The organism is Paraburkholderia sp. C35, from assembly GCF_003121405.1.
GTDB lineage: Bacteria > Pseudomonadota > Gammaproteobacteria > Burkholderiales > Burkholderiaceae > Paraburkholderia.
The window spans coordinates 46,895-65,625 of sequence record NZ_QBUY01000012.1 but is presented as its reverse complement, the minus strand read 5'-3'; the positions used below and the strand labels follow the sequence as shown (position 1 = coordinate 65,625).

Annotated in this window: 16 protein-coding genes and 1 tRNA gene; 5 read left to right on the top strand and 12 right to left on the bottom strand. The window is 62.8% G+C overall.

The genetic code is table 11. From position 1 onward, the window contains the following. Positions 1–23 precede the first annotated feature (23 nt). The 9 genes from DK391_RS10585 to DK391_RS10545 all read right to left on the bottom strand — a co-directional run bounded on the left by DK391_RS10585 (position 24) and on the right by DK391_RS10545 (position 8,740). Entirely contained in the window at positions 24–1,271 is a 1,248-nt protein-coding gene (locus DK391_RS10585; protein WP_239482788.1) for an efflux RND transporter periplasmic adaptor subunit, read from the bottom strand. 136 nt (positions 1,272–1,407) lie between these two features. Further along, complete coding sequence (locus tag DK391_RS10580; protein WP_109477961.1) at positions 1,408–1,887, bottom strand: glycine zipper family protein; 480 nt, start codon at positions 1,885–1,887, stop codon at positions 1,408–1,410. A gap of 236 nt (positions 1,888–2,123) precedes the next feature. Further along, positions 2,124–2,510 carry a response regulator gene (locus DK391_RS10575; protein ID WP_109477960.1) on the bottom strand — a complete coding sequence of 129 codons (387 nt, stop codon included), beginning with the start codon at positions 2,508–2,510 and terminating at the stop codon, positions 2,124–2,126. Positions 2,511–2,570: 60 nt separating this feature from the next. Continuing rightward, a complete protein-coding gene (locus DK391_RS10570) occupies positions 2,571–3,296 on the bottom strand; it encodes a response regulator (protein WP_109478024.1) in 726 nt (241 codons plus the stop codon). Between the two features lie 5 nt (positions 3,297–3,301). Continuing rightward, positions 3,302–4,603, bottom strand: a complete 1,302-nt coding sequence (locus tag DK391_RS10565; RefSeq protein WP_239482787.1) for a PAS domain-containing sensor histidine kinase — start codon at positions 4,601–4,603, stop codon at positions 3,302–3,304. A gap of 640 nt (positions 4,604–5,243) precedes the next feature. Then, positions 5,244–5,474 (bottom strand): hypothetical protein, encoded by a 231-nt coding sequence (locus DK391_RS10560; protein ID WP_109477958.1) that lies wholly within the window; start codon positions 5,472–5,474, stop codon positions 5,244–5,246. Between the two features lie 313 nt (positions 5,475–5,787). After that, positions 5,788–5,878 (bottom strand) — tRNA-Ser (locus DK391_RS10555). A gap of 159 nt (positions 5,879–6,037) precedes the next feature. Beyond that, positions 6,038–7,336 (bottom strand): serine--tRNA ligase, encoded by a 1,299-nt coding sequence (serS, locus tag DK391_RS10550; RefSeq protein ID WP_109477957.1) that lies wholly within the window; start codon positions 7,334–7,336, stop codon positions 6,038–6,040. Between the two features lie 93 nt (positions 7,337–7,429). Beyond that, the gene (locus tag DK391_RS10545) at positions 7,430–8,740 is read right to left on the bottom strand and encodes a replication-associated recombination protein A (protein WP_109477956.1); all 1,311 of its coding nucleotides are present in this window, start codon (positions 8,738–8,740) and stop codon (positions 7,430–7,432) included. A gap of 314 nt (positions 8,741–9,054) precedes the next feature. Here DK391_RS10545 and cytX point away from each other — a divergent pair, with 314 nt between their 5' ends. Beyond that, positions 9,055–10,371: a putative hydroxymethylpyrimidine transporter CytX gene (gene cytX / locus DK391_RS10540; protein ID WP_109477955.1), complete on the top strand. Its 1,317-nt coding sequence runs from the start codon at positions 9,055–9,057 to the stop codon at positions 10,369–10,371. Between the two features lie 69 nt (positions 10,372–10,440). Here the strand turns inward: cytX and speB are convergent, their stop codons facing one another. Continuing rightward, positions 10,441–11,433, bottom strand: coding sequence for an agmatinase (gene speB / locus DK391_RS10535; protein WP_109477954.1), 993 nt, complete (start codon positions 11,431–11,433; stop codon positions 10,441–10,443). Positions 11,434–11,595: 162 nt separating this feature from the next. On the opposite strand from speB, the gene DK391_RS10530 reads away from it, so the two are divergent. Beyond that, positions 11,596–12,510, top strand: a complete 915-nt coding sequence (locus tag DK391_RS10530) for a LysR family transcriptional regulator (protein WP_109477953.1) — start codon at positions 11,596–11,598, stop codon at positions 12,508–12,510. A gap of 9 nt (positions 12,511–12,519) precedes the next feature. Here the strand turns inward: DK391_RS10530 and lolA are convergent, their stop codons facing one another. Next, positions 12,520–13,206 carry an outer membrane lipoprotein chaperone LolA gene (gene lolA / locus DK391_RS10525; protein WP_109477952.1) on the bottom strand — a complete coding sequence of 229 codons (687 nt, stop codon included), beginning with the start codon at positions 13,204–13,206 and terminating at the stop codon, positions 12,520–12,522. A gap of 164 nt (positions 13,207–13,370) precedes the next feature. Further along, a complete protein-coding gene (locus DK391_RS10520) occupies positions 13,371–15,686 on the bottom strand; it encodes a DNA translocase FtsK (RefSeq protein ID WP_109477951.1) in 2,316 nt (771 codons plus the stop codon). Positions 15,687–16,102: 416 nt separating this feature from the next. Here DK391_RS10520 and trxB point away from each other — a divergent pair, with 416 nt between their 5' ends. From trxB to DK391_RS10505, 3 genes are all read left to right on the top strand, one after another. Beyond that, positions 16,103–17,104: a thioredoxin-disulfide reductase gene (trxB, locus tag DK391_RS10515; RefSeq protein WP_109477950.1), complete on the top strand. Its 1,002-nt coding sequence runs from the start codon at positions 16,103–16,105 to the stop codon at positions 17,102–17,104. A gap of 155 nt (positions 17,105–17,259) precedes the next feature. Then, positions 17,260–18,075 carry a Smr/MutS family protein gene (locus tag DK391_RS10510; RefSeq protein WP_109478023.1) on the top strand — a complete coding sequence of 272 codons (816 nt, stop codon included), beginning with the start codon at positions 17,260–17,262 and terminating at the stop codon, positions 18,073–18,075. Positions 18,076–18,090: 15 nt separating this feature from the next. Next, positions 18,091–18,711, top strand: coding sequence for a trimeric intracellular cation channel family protein (locus DK391_RS10505; RefSeq protein WP_109477949.1), 621 nt, complete (start codon positions 18,091–18,093; stop codon positions 18,709–18,711). Positions 18,712–18,731 lie beyond the last annotated feature (20 nt).

Genomic DNA, 18,731 nt, shown 5'->3' with positions numbered 1-18,731 from the left:
GCGGTCGTCGTCATCGGGTCATGTCACTGACTGGCGGTTTGTGTCGCACTGCGGCCCGCCGCTGCTGGCGCGGGTGCAGGCGTGGCGCCCTGCGCCAGCGTCGCAGCGGGTGCCGATGCCGCCCCCGCACTCGCGGGCGCAGGTGCCGAAGCGGGCGCCCCAGGCGCGCCCGAGGCGGGCGGCGCACTCACCACCTTGATCTGCGCGTCCGACGACACTCGTATCGCTCCATCGACCACCACGCGCTCGCCCGGCTTCAGGCCGTCGTTGACGAACCAGTCGTCGCCGTGCCAGTCGCCGACCTCGATCACGCGCTGATGCGGCTTCGAGTCCTGATCGAGCACCCACACGAAGTGACTCTTCGCGCCCTGCAGCACCGCGCGCTGCGGCACGAGAATCGCGTTCGGGCGCACCGCTCCCGACACTTTCGCGCGCACGAACTGCCCCGGCTTAAGCGTGCCCTGCGGATTGGCGAAACTCGCCCGCACGAGGAAGGTGCCCGTTTCCTGGCTGAACGCGGGGTTGGTGAAGTCGATGCGGCCCTGCTGCGGAAAGACCGAGCCGTCGGCCTGGATCACCGTCACGTCGAACTTGTTGTCAGCCGGAAAGCGCAGCAAGCCTTTGGCGATCTGGTCACGGTAGCGCAGCAGTTCGTTCTCCGAGATGCTGAAGTTCACCCACATCGGATCGAGCTGGTACACATAGGTCAGCAATCCCGACTGGTTCGGCGTCACGTAGCTGCCGTCCTGCACGCGCGCGAAGCTCGACAGACCCTTGAGCGGCGAGCGGATCGTGCAGTAGCTCAGGTTCAGTTCGGCCGTGCGCACCTCGCCCTGGGCGGCGATCACGGCCGCTTCGGCCTGTTTCTCATTGCCGGTGGCGTCGTCGAGATCTTTCTTGCTCAGCGCGTTCTGTGCGGCCAGCGGAATCACGCGGGCGAGGTTCTGCTTCGTGACGAGCAGGCGGGCCTGCTGCTGCGCAAGCGCGCCGCGGGCCGATTGCAGCGCGGCTTCGAAGGGCTTTTTATCCATCACGAAAAGGATCTGGTTCTCCTTGACCAGCGAGCCTTCCGTGTACATGCGCCGCTCCAGGAAGCCATCGACGCGCGCGCGGATTTCCACTTCGCGCGAGCTTTGCGTCTGCGCGGTAAATTCGAAATCGACAGGCGTTTCCTTCTGCGCGACGGTGACCACCGTCACCTCGACGGTAGGACGTGGGGTTTCCGTGGGGGCTTTCTTACAGGCGGTGAGCGACAGGACGGACACCAGCATCGCGGCCAGCGGCCAACGCAACGCAGCCTTCGCGCGCGCCGCCGCGCCGCCCACATGCAGCGCAGCGGCTGCCTGCTTCCCGTTCATGCCTGCGTACGATCGACCATTCATTGCGCGACTCCCTTCGATCGCCATGTCATTGCGCCGTGTAGCCGCGTCCTGTCATGCAGGCGGCAACCGCGCGGTTCCACGTGGCCATCTGCTGCGAGGTCTGCTGCTGTGTCGCCTGCTGTTGCTGTTCGGCCGCGGCCGCCTGACGGCGTTGCCGCGCGCCGCCCGCCATCGTGCCCGCGATAGCGCCCGCCGCCGCACCCTTGCCGGCATCGCCGGCGATCGCGCCGATCGCGGCGCCGCCTGCAGCGCCACGTGCCGCGCCGCCCAGCCGCTGCCCCTGCGGACCAGGCGGCGGCGGTTGATTGGCCGCGTTCTGCGCCAGCACGGCGGGATTGATACCCGTGTTCTGCGTCGCCCAGCTGTGGCACTGAGCGGTGTCGCTGGACTGCTTCTGCTGGCTCTGCCCTTTGGCGGGATAGAAAATTGGCTGCTGCGCCACTGCCACGCCTGCCATCGTCAGCATCACGGCGAGGATCGGCGTGTTTCGAAAGGTACGTCTCATGGTGAAGCTCCCCAAGCGATAGTTGCGTCCGTCGTGCTCAGTGCGCGCGCATCGCGCGGCGGACAATTCCAGATGCGCGCCAGTTGGCCCGGCGAGTCCGATGTGATCCAGTGTGGAATCGGGGCAAGTCGAAAACAATTGGACCTTGGTCCAATACCCCGCCGACAACAATGATCTTGCGCAACACCGGGCACGCGTCCGCGCTCTTTTCCTGCGTGCAAGAGGGAGCCGCCGCGTCATAGCGGCGCAGCAATGCCGAGTACCGCGCACACTGTCCTGATGAAAAGCACATCGTTAAACGGCTTGCGCAGATACGCCTTTGCGCCCGCCGCGAGTGCGGTATCGCGCACGCCCGGGTCGTCGTGTGCGGTGATGAAAATGATGGGCACGGCGCTGCCGGCCAGGCGGTGCTGGACCTCGATGCCGTTGAAGCCGGGCATCTGCACGTCGAGGATCGCGCAGTCGGGACGATACGAAGGCGTCGCCGACAACACGTCGAGAAACTCGTCGCCGCTCGTGTAGGTATCTGCCGCGATCCCGACGGAACGCAGCAGACGCCTGATCGCCCTGCCCACCGACGCATCGTCGTCGACCACGACGACGAAGGGTTTATCTGTGCCCATTCTGATTAGCCTGTTGAGCCGCTGCGTCCACGCATGGTGCGTGGGCGTCTCAGCAATAGACTATGAAACTGTGGGCGTCGGGGGTATTGGACCTTGGTCTCGTATCCGTCCGGCGGCAACGCCAGGCGGAACAACGGATGAAACCGCTGGAAGCGGCACGGCGGCCTGGTGGTTGACGGCTGCGACGGCCACCTTGTCGGCGATGCGCACCAGTTCCGCCAGCGAACTCACTTCCATTTTCTGCATCACGCGCGCGCGATGTGCCTTGACCGTCTTCTCGACCGTGCCGAGCTCGCACGCGACCTGCTTGTTCAGCCGTCCCAGCACGACGAGGTTCATTACTTCACGCTCGCGCACCGTCAGACGGTCGACACGGCTGCGCAATTCTTCCAGTTCGTGCAGCGACTTCGACACTTCGACGGAACGCGCGAGCGCCTGATCGATCGCGTGCAACAGGTCGCTGTCGCTGACGGGCTTGGTGAGGAAATCGCTCGCGCCGGCCTTGATTGCGCCGACCGTCATCGCGATATCGCCGTGCCCCGTCAGAAAAACGATGGGCAGGCGGGCATCGAGGCGGCGCTGTAATTCGAGTCCGCTCAGATCGGGCAACTGCACGTCGAGTACGACGCAAGCGGGTCCACGCCCGGCACACGCATGCTCGAGAAATTCGCATGCCGAACCGTAGGCCTCGACTTCATGGCCCGCCGACCTGATCAGCCGCGTCAGCGCGCGGCGCACTGACGGGTCGTCATCGACGACGTAGACGAGGGCCGCCATGTCACTCATGACGCTCATGTGGCCGCCTGCGCCACGCCCGCATGGCAGACATCTCGCGATGCGTGCAATTCGACATGGAAGGTCATGCCGCCATCCGGATTGTTCTCGGCCCACAGACGGCCACCGTGCATCTGCACGATCGAGCGGCTGATCGACAGGCCGAGACCGAGTCCTTGCGGCTTCGACGAGACGAAGGGCTTGAAGATGCATTCCAGTTTGTCGGGCGTCAGGCCATGCCCGCGGTCACGCACCGTGATCCGCACCATGCCATCGCGGCCTGGTTGCGCGAACAGCGCCACCGAACGATCGGCTGCGGCGCGCTCACCGACGGCATCGAAAGCGTTGAGCAGCAGATTGAGCAGCACCTGTTGCAGTTGCACCTTGTCGCCGCGCACGGACGGCAAACCGTCGTCGATCACATGCGACACGTTAATGCCGCGCGCGACGGCATCGGCATGCACGAGTAGCGTGACGTCGCGCAGCAAGCCACCGACATCGACAGTCGTCAGTTGCTGCTGCTCTTCCTTCTTCACGAAGGCGCGCATACGGCGGATCACTTCGCTTGCACGGCCGCTGTCGTCGACGATGTCTTTCAGGATGTCGCGCACTTCGGCGAGATCGATCGGCTGCTGATCCATGAAACGCTGTGCGGCCTGGCCGTTGCTGAGAATGGCCGTCAGCGGCTGGTTCAGCTCATGCGCGAGCGATGCGGCGAGCTCGCCCATCGTCGACACACGCGTGAGATGCGCCAACTCCCGACGATTGCGCTCCAGCTCGAAGCGCTCGGTCATGTCGGTGATGAACGCGACAGTTGCCGTGCGCCCTTCGTGGCGGATCGCGCTGGTCGCGATCTCGACAGGAAACTCGCTGCCGTCGCGGCGGCGCGCGCGCAGACTGCGCGTGCGCGTAGAGGCCTGGCGGCTCGCCTGCGAGGCGCCCGCGCGATGCTGTTCGTGCGACAGCCCCGGCGCGACCAGACCCAGACATGCACCCGCCAGCGCTCCGCGCCTGTAGTCGAGCAGACGCTCGGCCTGCGCATTCGCAAGCACGATCACGCCATGCTCATCGAACACGACAGAGGCGACGGGCAAACATTCGAAGACGTCGGCCAGTTCGTCGGTCGTGTCCATACGACGGCGCGCAAACGCCAGGAAGCCACCAGTGCCTCGCAAGCCCGCCTCGCGCGCGGCAGCGCTGGCTACGCGATGGCGCGGCGGCCAGACTGGCGTGACATGACGGACGGACGCAGATTCCCCCGTGCGTTCCGGCGCAATGCGCCGTGGATGCAGCGACCACCAGACTACGATTGCAGCCACCGCGACTGTCAAAGCAGATATAGCGATGTGCATGACTCACCGTTCCTCAAGGCGTCCGCACGCGAAGTGCCGTGACGATCTGCGCACGCCTTCGTTGTTGTTAGCAACGCAACCGGACGACGGCGCGGGAATCGGGCGCGCGACGCCTTTGTCTTGACGCATGGAACCGTGACAACGTCTTGCCGTGAAGCTTCTCGTCTGTCGACGAGTTCAATGCCCTGCAATGATTGACTTGAATGATGGAAGTGCCTAATACCGACAGGTCGAATCTTCATATGGACTACGAATATTTCTGTTTATCTTTTTGTGAATAATTGCAGTCGATTTTTTACTTACCCGCATCGAATCAGGAGGAAAAAAGTGCAACTTCATCGTATGCATAAAGCAGGGCTTAGTAAAGGCTGAGTCCGGCCCATTGGCGGCAATGTGAAGGTGGATGCCATTTCCCACCGGGGGAATGCGCATCAGGCACGCATTGGTGACTGGCAGCTTTTAGCGGAGTATTTGATGCGCGGCCCGAAACGTTGATGCGATTCTTCTATCGTTTCGGACAGCGCGTAGGAGAGGCCTGAAGGAAGGGATCCACTGGATCCCGATGCGTGGTTAAGCGTTGGCCGCGCGAACGTTTGGACGCGCGAAGTCACGCGAAATCGGATGGGCCCGGCGCGGGCACGCCCGGAGGCGGATCGTCGTCGCCTATCGGCTCGGCGGTGTTTGCGTCGTCCGTCTTGGGTTTCTCGGGCAACGGCTGATCGAGGCCCGGCTCGACAGGCGTCGGGATCGCATCGCCGATGGGCTTGTTCAACTCAGTCGGCGGGATTTCGGCCGGATCTTCGGGCAGCGTGCTTTCCTCGCGATTGGGGTTCGTCATCGTGGACTCCAATTGTGGTTGGCAGACGCCTTCCGTCATGCAACGAATGTACCAATCGATTGTGCGGGCGCATACAACGGATGCGCCCATTGCCCGCCCTGCCGGGTCGCGCACGGATGTGCAAACGAACATGCGCTTGCGCAAAGCGCAGATTTGAGGGATTCGAGGAGAGGAGAAAGTGGGGCGCGCGGCGCAGTCGCGTTGTAATTTGCGAAGCCCGACAGTAACCCGCGGCGAAGTCAGATGCCTGGCAATGCATAAAATCGCCGCACAAGCGAAAACAGACCCCGAAGGGTCTGTTTCGCTTTGCATCTGGCGGAAAGGGTGGGATTCGAACCCACGGTACAGCATAACTGTACACCGGATTTCGAGTCCGGCGCATTCGACCACTCTGCCACCTTTCCAGATTCTTTGACTTACCAACGAGTGGTCTTGTCGTGCCACACTAAGCGGGTCGCTGCTTGCGTGAGACAAAGATTATAGAACACCTGTTTTCGGATTCCAAGCCCTTTTTCGCAGAAACTTGAAAAAGGACCTGGACCGATCCGAACTGCCTTCCGGGCTCAGGCAGACGCCTTCAGTTCCAGGCGTTCGACGCCACCCAGATACGGACGCAGCGCGGCAGGCACCGTCACCGAGCCATCCGCGTTCTGGAAGTTCTCCAGCACCGCGACGAGCGTACGGCCCACTGCGAGCCCCGAACCGTTGAGCGTATGCACGAGTTCCGGCTTGCCTTGCGCGTTGCGGAAGCGTGCTTGCATCCGGCGAGCCTGGAACGACTCCGTGTTCGAGCAGCTGGAGATTTCGCGATAGGTGTTCTGCGCAGGCAGCCACACTTCGAGGTCATAGGTTTTCGTCGCGGAAAAGCCCATGTCGCCCGTGCACAGCGTGATGACGCGATACGGCAACTCAAGCTTCTGCAGGATCGTTTCCGCGTGCGTGACCATCTGCTCGAGCGCGTCATACGACGTTTCGGGCGCAACGATCTGCACCATCTCGACCTTGTCGAACTGATGCTGGCGGATCATGCCGCGCGTATCGCGGCCATACGAACCGGCTTCCGAACGGAAGCACGGCGAGTGCGCCGTCAGCCTGATAGGCAGTTCATTCGCATCGACGATGCTGTCGCGCACCGTGTTCGTCAGCGAGATCTCCGACGTCGAGATCAGATACTGCGTCACCGTGTTTTCGCCACCGCCCTTTTCGACACGGAACATGTCGTCGGCGAACTTGGGCAACTGGCCCGTACCGAACAGGATTTCAGGATTGACGATGTACGGCGTATAGATTTCGGTATAGCCGTGTTGCTGCGTGTGCGTGTCGATCATGAATTGCGCGAGCGCACGGTGCAGACGCGCGATCTGGCCACGCAGCATCGTGAAACGCGCGCCCGACAGCTTCGCGCCCGTTTCGAAGTCGAGACCGAGCGGCGTGCCGACATCGACGTGATCCTTCACCTCGAAATCGAACTGGCGCGGCGTGCCCCAACGGCGCACTTCGACGTTGTCCGCCTCATCACGGCCGACGGGCACGCTGTCGTGCGGCAGGTTCGGCACGCCGAGCAGCAGATCCGACAAACCCTTCTGGATTTCTTCGAGCTGCAGCGCCGACGCCTTCATCTCGTCGCCGAGACCGCCCACCTCGGCCATCACCGCCGACGTGTCCTCGCCCCGCCCTTTCATCGCGCCGATCTGCTTCGACAGACTGTTGCGTTTGGCCTGCAGCTCTTCGGTACGGGTCTGGATGGCACGGCGTTCGGCTTCGAGCGCGGAGAAAGCCGCGACGTCGAACGTATAGCCGCGATCGGCGAGGCGCTTGGCGACGCCGTCGATGTCTTTGCGCAGCAGCTGGATGTCAAGCATGGGTCGGGACGACAGTTCGTTGTATGAATGGGCGATTTTAGCGCACCGGCGCGGCTGTCCGGCGGCATTCTCGGTTCAGGCGCAACGCGCGCCTCAGCTTTTCTTGCGGTTCTCGCTACGCCAGTGTGCGTCGAGTTCGGCCAGACGCGACAGCTTCTCGCCGATCTTGCCTTCGAGGCCGCGCGGCGTCGGCTGATACCAGCGCGGATCGCGCATGCCGTCGGGCAGATAGGTTTCGCCCGCCGCGTACGCGTCGGGCTCATCGTGCGCATAGCGGTACTCGTGGCCGTAGCCGAGTTCCTTCATCAGCTTGGTCGGCGCGTTGCGCAGATGGATCGGCACGGCACGCGACTGGTCCTTGCCGACAAACGCACGCGCCGCGTTGTACGCGTTGTAGCCCGCATTTGACTTGGGTGCGACGGCCAGATAGATCACCGCCTGCGCCAGCGCCAGCTCGCCTTCGGGCGTGCCGAGGCGCTCGTAGGTTTCGGCGGCGTCGAGCGCGATGCGCGCGGCGCGCGGGTCGGCGAGACCAATGTCCTCCCATGCCATGCGCACGAGGCGCCGCGACAGATAGCGCGCGTCGGCGCCGCCGTCGAGCATCCGGCAGAACCAGTACAGTGCGCCGTCCGGATTGCTGCCGCGCACGGACTTGTGCAACGCACTGATCTGGTCGTAGAACGCATCGCCGCCCTTGTCGAAGCGCCGCAGGTTTTCAGAGAGCGCGCTCGCGAGCAGTTCGCCGTCGATCTCCGTCTTCTTCTGCTGGGCCGCCGCGCGCGCGACGATCTCCAGATTGTTCAGCAGCTTGCGGCCGTCGCCGTCGGCGGAACCGATCAGCGCGTCGCGTGCTTCGTCCGTGAATGTGAGGCCGCCGAGTTCCGCGCACGCACGTTCCAGCAACTCTGTCTGCTCGTCCGAATCGAGGCTTTTGAGCACATACACGGCCGCTCGCGACAGCAAGGCGCTATTCACCTCGAACGACGGGGTTTCCGTCGTCGCGCCGACGAACACGAACAACCCGGACTCGACGTGCGGCAAGAACGCGTCCTGCTGGCTCTTGTTGAAGCGATGCACCTCGTCGACGAACACGAGTGTCTGGTGGCCGTTCGCGCGATGGATCTGCGCCGTTTCGACGGCCTCGCGGATGTCCTTCACGCCCGACAGCACCGCCGACACCGCGATGAACTGCGCGTGGAACGCGTCGGCCATCAGCCGCGCGAGCGTGGTCTTGCCGACGCCGGGCGGCCCCCAGAGAATCATCGAATGCGCTTCACCCGATTCGAACGCGTCACGCAACGGCTTGTTCGGGCCCAGCAGATGCTTCTGCCCGATGACTTCGTCGATGGTGCGGGGCCGCAGGCGCTCGGCGAGGGGAACATTGGCGCGGGTTTCTTCAAACATGGCGTTTTGGGGATAATCTCGGCTTTTCGGGTATAAACCGTCACACAACACAACATGCACGAGGGTGCACGACAATCTGCGCAGCGGCATGGCCCAGAACGGCATGCAACCGCGCGGAACCGTCATCCTGTGAACTGCGGTGCATCCAGAGTTGTGCATTATGACAGCCGTCGCGCGGCGAGGCTCCCGGCAAACGTCATAAGTGCTTTCTGATGCGGCGGTCCGCAAGACGCATACCGCAGGGCAAATAACACGGCAAACAACGCGGCCACCAGCACGGCCGACACGACAACGACAGACAGGAAACAGATCAGATGGCTCAGGATCCCACCGCCGGCGAGACCGGTTCGACCTACGCGCCGCTCACGCCCGTGCCGGCGTCGCGCCGCGCGTTCAAGACGCACGACGCCTTCGCGCTGTGGTTCTCGCTCGGCATCGGGCTGCTGGTCGCGCAGGCAGGCGCGCTGCTCGTGCCGGGGCTGTCGCTGCCTCATGCGCTGCTGGCCATTCTGATCGGCAGCGTGATCGGCGTGGTGCTGCTCGCGCTGGCGGGCGTGATCGGCACGGACACGGGGCTGGCCGCGATGTCATCGCTGCGTCCCACGCTCGGCGTGCGCGGCGCGTCGATTCCTGCCGTGCTGAACATGATCCAGCTGGTCGGCTGGGGTTCGTTCGAAGTGATCGTGATGCGCGATTCCGCCGATGCGTTGTCAAAGCAGGCGTTCGGCTTTTCCGCGCCGCTCGTCTGGACGCTGATTTTCGGCGTGCTGGCAACGCTGCTCGCTATCAGCGGCCCACTGTCGTTCGTGCGGCGCTTTCTGCGCTCGTGGGGTATCTGGCTGCTGCTCGCGGGCGCCGCGTGGCTCACCTACAGCCTGCTCGCGCAACATGATCTCGGCGCGCTGATGCGCCGTCCGGGCACGGGCGAAATGTCGTTTGGCGGCGCAATCGATCTGGTGGTCGCGATGCCGCTGTCGTGGCTGCCGCTGATCGCCGATTACACGCGCTTCGGCCGCAAGGCGGGCGAGACGTTCCGCGGCACGATCCTGGGCTATGGCATCGCGAATATCTGGTTTTACATGCTGGGCGCGGTGTACGGCCTCGCGGCAGGTGGCGGCGATGCGCTGCTGACCACCGCGCTCGCGCAAGCGGGCGGCGGGCTGGCGCTGCTGCTGGTGCTGATCGACGAGATCGACAACGCGTTCGCCGATGTGCACTCTGCGGCGGTATCGACGGGTACATTCTGGACGCGTGCGAGCGTGCCGCTGCTGTCGGCTGCGTTCGGCGCGCTGTGCACGCTGATCGCGCTGATCGTGCCGATGGCGAAGTATCAGAACTTCCTGCTGCTGATCGGTTCGGTGTTTGCGCCGCTGTTCGGCGTGGTGCTGGTCGATCACTTCATCGTGCGCAAACGCCGCATCGACGCCGAAGCACTCGCCGATACGCAAGGCCGCTACGGTTTTTCGGGCGGCTGGCACGTGAGCGCGTTCATCGCGTGGGCGATTGGCATTGCCGCGTATCAGGCGATCAACCAGTGGCTGCCGAATCTCGGCGCGACGCTGCCGGCGCTGGTGATCGGCGCCGTCTGTTATCTCGCGCTGGTGTCGACGCGCAAGCAGGCTTACGCGTAACGCTCGCAGCGCGCGAAAAAAACGCCCCGTGACTTGGGTCACGGGGCGTTTTTTATTTGTCTCGACGACTTAGCGCGTCGCCGGTCGATACTCGACGCCAGGCAGCACACACAGCAACTCAAACGCGAGATTCGCGCCGAGCAGCGCCGTCGTGCCGAACGGATCGTACGGCGGCGCGACTTCCACCAGATCGCAGCCAACGATATTCAGCCCATGCGCGCCGCGAATGATTTCGAGCGCCTGCGGCACCGTCAGCCCCGCGATCTCCGGCGTGCCCGTACCCGGCGCAAACGCCGGATCGATCCCGTCGATATCGAACGTGATGTAGACGGGACCGTCGCCCATCTGCTCGCGCACACGCGACATCAGCGGCACCAGCGACTGGTTCCAGCACGCCTCGGCCTGCACGACCTGGAAGCCCTGATCGCGGCACCAGTCGAAATCTTCCGCCGCGTAACCCGTGCCGCGCAGACCGATCTGCACGACGCGGTTCGTGTCCAGCAAGCCCTCTTCGACCGCGCGGCGGAACGGCGTGCCGTGCGCGATCTTCTCGCCCATCATCGTGTCGTTGACGTCGGCGTGCGCATCGACGTGAATCAGGCCGACCTTGCCATATTTGCGATGAATCGCGCGCAGGATCGGCAGCGCGATGGTGTGGTCGCCGCCCAGCGTGATCGGCTTGGTGCCGTGCTGCAGGATTTCGTCGTAAGCACGCTCGATACGACCGATCGAATCCAGCAGGTTGTACGGGTTGATCGCCACGTCGCCAATATCGGCGACGCGCAGCGAATCGAACGGCGCGGCGCGCGTGGCCATGTTGTACGGGCGCAGCAGCACCGATTCAGCGCGGATCTGGCGCGGACCGAAACGCGCGCCCGTGCGGTTCGACGTGCCCAGATCGAACGGCACGCCGACGAAACACGCGTCGAGTCCTTCCGCCGAGCCGACATTCGGCAAGCGCATCATGGTGGCAATGCCGCCCGAGCGCGGCATCGCGTTGCCCGACAGCGGCTGCGGCCGCTCAGTCAGGTCCGGGGAAACGAAATTCGAGGAAGTATTCATCGTGGTTCGCCAATGAAAGGCACAGCGTCTTATAAAAGCGTGAGATCCAGCCGCCGCAAAGCACGCGACGCCGGGGCATTTCTTATTTTTGTGCAGTTCTGGCCAATATAAAATGCCGACAGAAAAAACTTCACATCGATCCCCACCGATGTATCCTGCCGTATGTTTTCGCAACTGACCGATCTAGACCTGCGCCTGATACGCGTATTCCTCGCCATCGTGGACGCGGGTGGCGTTTCGCCTGCACAAGCTACATTAAATGTAGGTCAATCGACCATCAGCACCCAGCTATCGACGCTCGAGACCCGTCTGGGCTATCGCCTGTGCGAGCGCGGCCGCAGCGGTTTTAGCCTGACCGCGCGAGGCGAACAGTTTGTCGACGCCGCCCGCGCACTGCTTTCCGCTGTGGATGCGTTCGGCGCGCAGGCGCGAAATGTCGGGCGAAAACTGGTCGGCACGCTCGGAATCGGCATGATCGGGCACACGCCGGTGTCGGAAAGTGCGCGAATCAGCGATGCGATTGCGCGCTTCCGCGCCCGCGACGAGTCCGTGCGTTTCTCAATTCTCGTTCGATCGCCGGGCGAACTCGAGGAATTGCTGCTGAGCGGACGCATTCAGATCGGCATCGGCTATTTCTGGCATCGCGTGCCGTCGCTCGAGTACACGGAGATCTTCTCTGAGGAACAGTTTGCGTATTGCGCGAAGGGACATCCACTGTTCGCTCAGGCAGGCGATGTTTCGCCCGCAGAAGCAGCGCAGCACGAATGGGCGTGGCGCAGCTATCCGCTGCCCGAAGCCGAAGCATCGGCGACACCGCACAACGTCACGGCTGTCGCCGACAACATGGAAGCCGTCGCGATGCTCGTGCTGTCGGGACATCACCTCGGCTATCTGCCGGGGCACTTCGCCGCGCCGTATGTGAAGGAAGGATTGCTTGCCGCGGTGAACCCGCAGGAGATGGGCTACCGCGTCGCGTTTCATATGGTCACGCGCACGCGGCAGCATCGGACGGAAATCGTCGATGCGTTTATCGACGATATGAAGGCCGCGCATCCATCGCCCGGCCTTCAGGTTTGAGCAGAGTGTTTAGCCGTTGATCACGTCGGCGCCCTTCGGCACCGTGAACTTGAACGCGTCGGCCGGCAGCGGCGGGTTCTTCTGGATGTTCGAGAATTTCAGCAACGTCACGTTGCCGAACACGTCGTGCAGTTCCATCGCTTCGAGATTGCCGTCGCGAAAGCCGATGCCGACGCGCTGAAACTGCGTGTCCTTCGACTTCGGAATCAGTTCGAGCCAGTCAATGCCCGCCTTCACGCCCGCGTCCTTCAGCGTGAAGTTCTTGTCGAGATCGTTGCTGCCGAACAGAATCGCTGCCGGACTCGCGCCGAGCGCGCCGCCGAGCTTGCGCACCGTGACCTGGTTCAGGTCCTTGTCGTAGACGTAGAGCTTGTCGCCGTCGGCCTGCAGCAATTGCGCATACGGCTTCTCATACGCCCAGATGAATTTGCCGGGACGCGCGAACGTGAACGTGCCGCTCGACACCTTGTTCTGCGTCGCGTTTTGCGTCGACAGCACGCCGCTCGCCTGTTGCTGCGCGTTGCTCGGTGCGCGCACTTCCGTTTGCGTGAATTCGCCGCGCGCCGAATGCACTTGCGACACGAACTGCTTCAGTTGATCCGTGCCGCTTGCGAATGCATGCGACGCGACGAGCATCGACGCGCCGAAAGCCAGCGTGCGCATCAGACTGCCAAGACGAGTCTTAGATCCAACCATGTTGTTTTCTCCCTATATCTACCGGATTCGGCGCCCTCGCGCTGAATCTGGTCCATCAAAGCGTTGCTTGCGATTCGGACAACAGCAGGACATGAATCAAAAAAGCGGCAACGCTCGATGCGTGCCGCTGTCCGCCATCAGTCGCATGATTGAAGCGCCGCACGTCACTCCGTTTCGCGCGCGGGCACCAGAATTTCGCGGTTGCCGTTCGAGGACATCGCTGACACCAGCCCCGACTGCTCCATCTGCTCCAGCAGACGCGCCGCGCGGTTGTAGCCGATGCGCAGATGCCGCTGCACCAGCGAGATCGACGCGCGGCGATTCTTGATGACGATTTCGACCGCCTGATCGTACAGAGGATCGGACTCGCCGCCGCCTGCTCCGGTTCCCGCGCCGTCGGCCGAGCCTTCGTCGCCTTCACCCGACACGCCGCCTTCCAGCAGCCCTTCGATATAGTTCGGCTCGCCCTGCTCCTTGAGCTTGTCGACGACGCGATGCACTTCTTCGTCGGACACGAACGCGCCGTGAACGCGAACGGGCAGACCCGAACCCGGCGGCAGATACAGCATGTCGCCCATGCCGAGCAGCGATTCCGCGCCCTGCTGATCGAGAATCGTGCGCGAATCGATCTTCGACGACACCTGGAACGCCATCCGTGTCGGCACGTTGGCCTTGATCAGACCGGTGATGACGTCGACGGACGGACGCTGCGTGGCGAGAATCAGATGGATACCCGCCGCACGCGCCTTTTGCGCGATCCGCGCGATCAGTTCTTCAACCTTCTTGCCGACCACCATCATCAGGTCAGCCAGTTCGTCGATCACGACGACGATATTAGGCAGACGCGACAGCGGTTCAGGTTCGTCCGGTGTCAGGCTGAACGGATTCGGAATTTTCTCTTCGCGCTTGGCGGCTTCGTCGATCTTGTTGTTGAAGCCCGCGAGGTTACGCACGCCAAGCTTGCTCATCAGCTTGTAGCGACGTTCCATTTCGGCGACGGTCCAGTTCAGCGCGTGGCCAGCCTGGCGCATGTCAGTGACGACGGGACACAGCAGATGCGGAATGCCTTCGTAGACACTCATTTCGAGCATCTTCGGATCGATCAGGATCATTCGGACCTGATCCGCGCTCGCCTTGTAAAGCAGCGAGAGAATCATCGCGTTGATACCGACCGACTTGCCCGAACCCGTCGTACCCGCGACCAGCAAGTGCGGCATCTTCGCGAGGTCCGCGCACACCGGCTTGCCGCCGATGTCCTTGCCGAGGCCCATCGTCAGCGGCGCACCGGCGTCGGCATAGACCGCCGCGCCGAGAATCTCCGACAGCCGAACCGTCTGACGACGCTGGTTCGGCAGTTCGAGCGCCATGAAGTTCTTGCCCGGAATCGTCTCGACGACGCGGATCGACGTGAGCGACAGCGAGCGCGCGAGATCCTTCGCGAGATTCACGAGCTGGCTGCCCTTCACACCGACAGCCGGTTCGATTTCGTAACGCGTGACAACGGGACCAGGATAAGCCGCAACCACGCTCACATCGACGCCGAAATCCTTCAGCTTCTTCTCAATGAGACGCGAGGTGAATTCGAGCGTATCGGCGGAAATGGTTTCCTGCGTCGCGGGCGCCGGGTCGAGCAGCGAGATGGCGGGCAGCGTGGAATCGCCGGGCAGGCTTTCGAACAGCGGCACCTGACGTTCTTTCTCGACGCGCTCCGATTTCTCCGGCTTCGTCACGGGCGGCACGATCATCACCGGCTCGTGTTCTTCGATCTTCACGCGGCTCTGGACGACCTTGCCTTCGCGTTTCACGGCCGCCGCTTCGCCGAGCTTGCGGTCGCGGCCGGCTTCTCGGCGCAGTTTGGCGAGCGTCCCACCGTTGATGATCGAATCGCCGACTTTTTCGCACACCGACAGCCACGAGAAACGGAAGTACAGCGACAGGCCGATGCCAAGCGCGATCAGCAACGCGAGCGTGCCGCCTGTGAAGCCGAGCGCGTGCGACACGCCTTTCGCGACCGCCTCGCCCAGCACGCCGCCCGGCGCACGCGGCAACTGGACCTTCAGCGACCACATGCGCAACGCCTCGATGCCGTCGCATGCCAGCAGCACCAGCAGGAACGCGAACACATCGGCGAGCCAGCTGTTATCGCGCGGCGCGTCTTCGGCGGGTTCTTCGTGTCGGGTAATGCGCTTGTAGTTCGCCGAGATGCGGCGCGCGAGCAGCACGATCCACCACCAGGCGGACAGGCCGAAGAGAAGCAGGAGGATATCGGAAGTCCAGGCGCCGACGCGGCCGGCCCAGTTCGAGATGTGGTCGACCTGCGCTGCGTGCGTCCAGCTCGGGTCGCGGCGGCTGTAGCTGATCAGCGCCATCACGAGGAAAACGCCGAGCGCCACCTGGAGAATCCAGCGGATTTCGGTGAAAAGGCGCGACATGCGGTGAGGCAATGCCTGCGCGTTCGCGGAGTATGGTGCTTTTGCCATTGAGCCTGTTGCGTGTGACGGCCTGCAGCGGTTTCGGGCGCCGGTCCGGATGCCCCGTTTGCTGCCGGCAAGCCGCCTGTCGTTCGTTGGCGACTATTGTAAACGCACTGTTGCGCACAAGGCTGTAAATGACGGTAACGGTGGCCGAACGGCCAGGAATGTCGTAATTCCCATACGTTTCGGGGCGAAACACGGCCGGTTTTGGCCGCTTTTGGCAGCAAAACGGGGCATACGCATCCGGCATGGCTATCGCTGTGATCGTAAAGCTTCATGAAGCAGCGGCTTGCCCTGCCCTTTATAATGACGGCCTGATACCCAACTAACGTGTCAAGCAGGTTTCCCGGCTCGACGCCAGTACCGCCGGTTGTGGCAGCCCCGTTTTCGCCGCCCGCCGACGCTTTTTACGGATTTCGATCATGCCAGCTTCCCCGACCAAACTCGCGAAGGTTCTGATTCTCGGTTCCGGCCCTGCCGGTTACACGGCGGCCGTCTACGCGGCGCGCGCCAACCTGTCGCCGATGCTCGTCACGGGCCTCGCGCAGGGCGGCCAGTTGATGACCACGACGGAAGTCGAAAACTGGCCCGCCGATCCTAACGGCGTGCAAGGTCCGGAACTGATGGCGCGCTTTCTCGAGCACGCCGAGCGCTTCAACACCGAGATCGTGTTCGACCATATCCACACGGCCAAGCTGGACGAAAAGCCGATTCGCCTGATCGGCGATTCGGGCGAGTACACCTGCGATTCGCTGATCATCGCGACGGGCGCGTCGGCGCAGTATCTCGGCCTGCCGTCGGAAGAGCTGTACATGGGCCGCGGCGTGTCGGCATGCGCGACCTGCGACGGCTTCTTCTACAAGAACCAGCACGTCGCGGTGGTCGGCGGCGGCAATACGGCCGTTGAAGAAGCGCTGTATCTGGCCGGCATCGCGAAGAAAGTGACGGTGATCCACCGCCGCGACAAGTTCCGCGCCGAGCCGATCCTGATCGACCGTCTGCTGGAGAAGGAAAAGGAAGGCGTCGTCGAAATCAAGTGGAACCACGTGCTCGACGAAGTGAAGGGTAACGAAGGCGGCGTCAACGGGCTGCGCATCAAGGACGCGAAGACGGGCGCGACCACCGATCTCGACCTGCAAGGCCTGTTCGTCGCGATCGGCCACAAGCCGAACACAGATATCTTCGAAGGCCAGCTGGAGATGAAGAACGGCTACATCATCACGAACGGCGGCCTGAACGGCAACGCGACGGGCACGAGCGTGCCGGGCGTGTTCGCAGCCGGCGACGTGCAGGATCACGTGTATCGTCAGGCGATCACGAGCGCAGGCACGGGCTGTATGGCCGCGCTGGATGCACAGCGTTATCTGGAAACCATCCACGAATCGATCGGCGAGCGCGCGATGAGCGCTGAGGCGGATCGTTGATTTGAGCGTGATGGACTGATCGCGTCGCCGGTTTTCGGCGCGGATCGGTAAAATGGCGGCATGCAGCACGCTTGCCGCGCTTGTTTTGAGTCTCGATGTTCGAAGGGCCGCGGCGGTTTGCCGGCGGCCCTTTTTGTTTTCCTGCTTCGATCGCCATGCCTAAGAATCTTCCCCATCCGAGTGAACCGAAACGTCCGCGTAATGCGAAGCCTGGTCCTGCTGCTGGCGCTGATGCGTCTTCGGGTGCTGTCGCTTCGCCGAAAAAGCCGTTGGTCGAGACTGGCGCGGGATTGTCCGGTCTCGGCGGCTTACGCGACGCACTGAAAGGCGCGTCGCAACGCGCCCAACGCGAGAAGGCTGCGGCGACGCAAGCATCGCGTGAAGCAGCCGCCGATTCTGATCTGTTCCGGCGTGAGATTGGACAAGTCGCGCCATTGGGTGCGAAACCTCGGGCGTCCGTTGCGCGCACCCCGCCCGAGCCCCTTCCCCTTCAGACGAAACTCGACGAAGAAGCCGTGCTCCATGAAGCGATCTCAGATGAGTTCGATCCTGAAGTGCTGCTCGATACCGATGAGTCGCTTTCTTATTGCCGGCCGGGAATAAGCCAGGAAGTCGTTAAGAAACTGCGACGCGGTGCGTGGATTGTCCAGGCGCAGCTCGATCTGCATGGGATGCGTCGCGAGGAAGCGCGTGAGGCGTTGGCCGAGTTCATACGCGAAGCCAGTAAGAAAGGGCTACGATGCCTTCGCGTGATTCATGGGAAAGGTCTTGGATCGATTGGGAAAGAGCCTGTGCTGAAAGGCAAGGTTCGCGCGTGGCTCGTGCAGAAGGAAGAAGTCATCGCGTTTTCGCAGGCCCGTGCGCATGATGGTGGCGCAGGCGCTGTGCTGGTGCTGTTGCAGCCTGGGTCTGGTGGGTCGTCCGGGTCTTCCGCTTCTTCATCGTCCTCGCCCTCGTCCGGCAAAGTCTGAGAAGGCTTTTCAACGATGCCTCCTCGTCTCACTCTCGCGCTTGCCATCATGGAAGCGCTGGCTATTCTCGCCTACGCGATCTCAGGTTTTATCGAGGCAAGGACGAAACGGCTTGATGCCGTTGGGACGTTTCTTGTCGCGATGGCGACTGCGTTTGGCGGTGGGACTGTTCGAGATATTCTGCTTGATCGGCGACCGTTCTATTGGGTCGAGCATCAGTGGTATCCGATTCTGATCTTCGTGCTCTCGTTCTTTGCGCCGTTTGTGCTGAAGGCTTATACGCGGGTCTTTAATGAACGCGTGCTGCTGGTCGCCGATGCGGTGGGGTTGGGGCTGTTTAGTATTTCGGGGACTTCGCTCGCGCTCGATGCGCAGATGCCGTGGTTTGTGGCTTCGATGATGGGTGTGGCGACCGGCGTGTTTGGCGGGATTTTTCGGGATGTGATCTGTAATGAGGTGCCGCTCATCCTTCGTGATTCGCGGCCCTATGCAACTTGCGCGTTGGTGGGCTGTTGGCTGTATCTACTGCTCGACTACATTAACTTCGATACGGTTTATAGCGTGTTGATTGCGACGGGATTTATTCTTGTGGCGCGGTTGGTGACGTTCAAGCTGGATGTCAGGTTGCCGCATTGACAGGCCCAGCCAAAAACAAG

Coding starts and splice junctions, on each gene's coding strand:
- DK391_RS10585 (WP_239482788.1), bottom strand. CDS start 1,271: ATGCTGGTGTCCGTCCTGTCGCTCACCGCCTGTAAGAAAGCCCCCACG.
- DK391_RS10580 (WP_109477961.1), bottom strand. CDS start 1,887: ATGAGACGTACCTTTCGAAACACGCCGATCCTCGCCGTGATGCTGACG.
- DK391_RS10575 (WP_109477960.1), bottom strand. CDS start 2,510: ATGGGCACAGATAAACCCTTCGTCGTCGTGGTCGACGACGATGCGTCG.
- DK391_RS10570 (WP_109478024.1), bottom strand. CDS start 3,296: ATGAGTGACATGGCGGCCCTCGTCTACGTCGTCGATGACGACCCGTCA.
- DK391_RS10560 (WP_109477958.1), bottom strand. CDS start 5,474: ATGACGAACCCCAATCGCGAGGAAAGCACGCTGCCCGAAGATCCGGCC.
- serS (WP_109477957.1), bottom strand. CDS start 7,336: ATGCTTGACATCCAGCTGCTGCGCAAAGACATCGACGGCGTCGCCAAG.
- DK391_RS10545 (WP_109477956.1), bottom strand. CDS start 8,740: ATGTTTGAAGAAACCCGCGCCAATGTTCCCCTCGCCGAGCGCCTGCGG.
- cytX (WP_109477955.1), top strand. CDS start 9,055: ATGGCTCAGGATCCCACCGCCGGCGAGACCGGTTCGACCTACGCGCCG.
- speB (WP_109477954.1), bottom strand. CDS start 11,433: ATGAATACTTCCTCGAATTTCGTTTCCCCGGACCTGACTGAGCGGCCG.
- DK391_RS10530 (WP_109477953.1), top strand. CDS start 11,596: ATGTTTTCGCAACTGACCGATCTAGACCTGCGCCTGATACGCGTATTC.
- lolA (WP_109477952.1), bottom strand. CDS start 13,206: ATGGTTGGATCTAAGACTCGTCTTGGCAGTCTGATGCGCACGCTGGCT.
- DK391_RS10520 (WP_109477951.1), bottom strand. CDS start 15,686: ATGGCAAAAGCACCATACTCCGCGAACGCGCAGGCATTGCCTCACCGC.
- trxB (WP_109477950.1), top strand. CDS start 16,103: ATGCCAGCTTCCCCGACCAAACTCGCGAAGGTTCTGATTCTCGGTTCC.
- DK391_RS10510 (WP_109478023.1), top strand. CDS start 17,260: ATGCCTAAGAATCTTCCCCATCCGAGTGAACCGAAACGTCCGCGTAAT.
- DK391_RS10505 (WP_109477949.1), top strand. CDS start 18,091: ATGCCTCCTCGTCTCACTCTCGCGCTTGCCATCATGGAAGCGCTGGCT.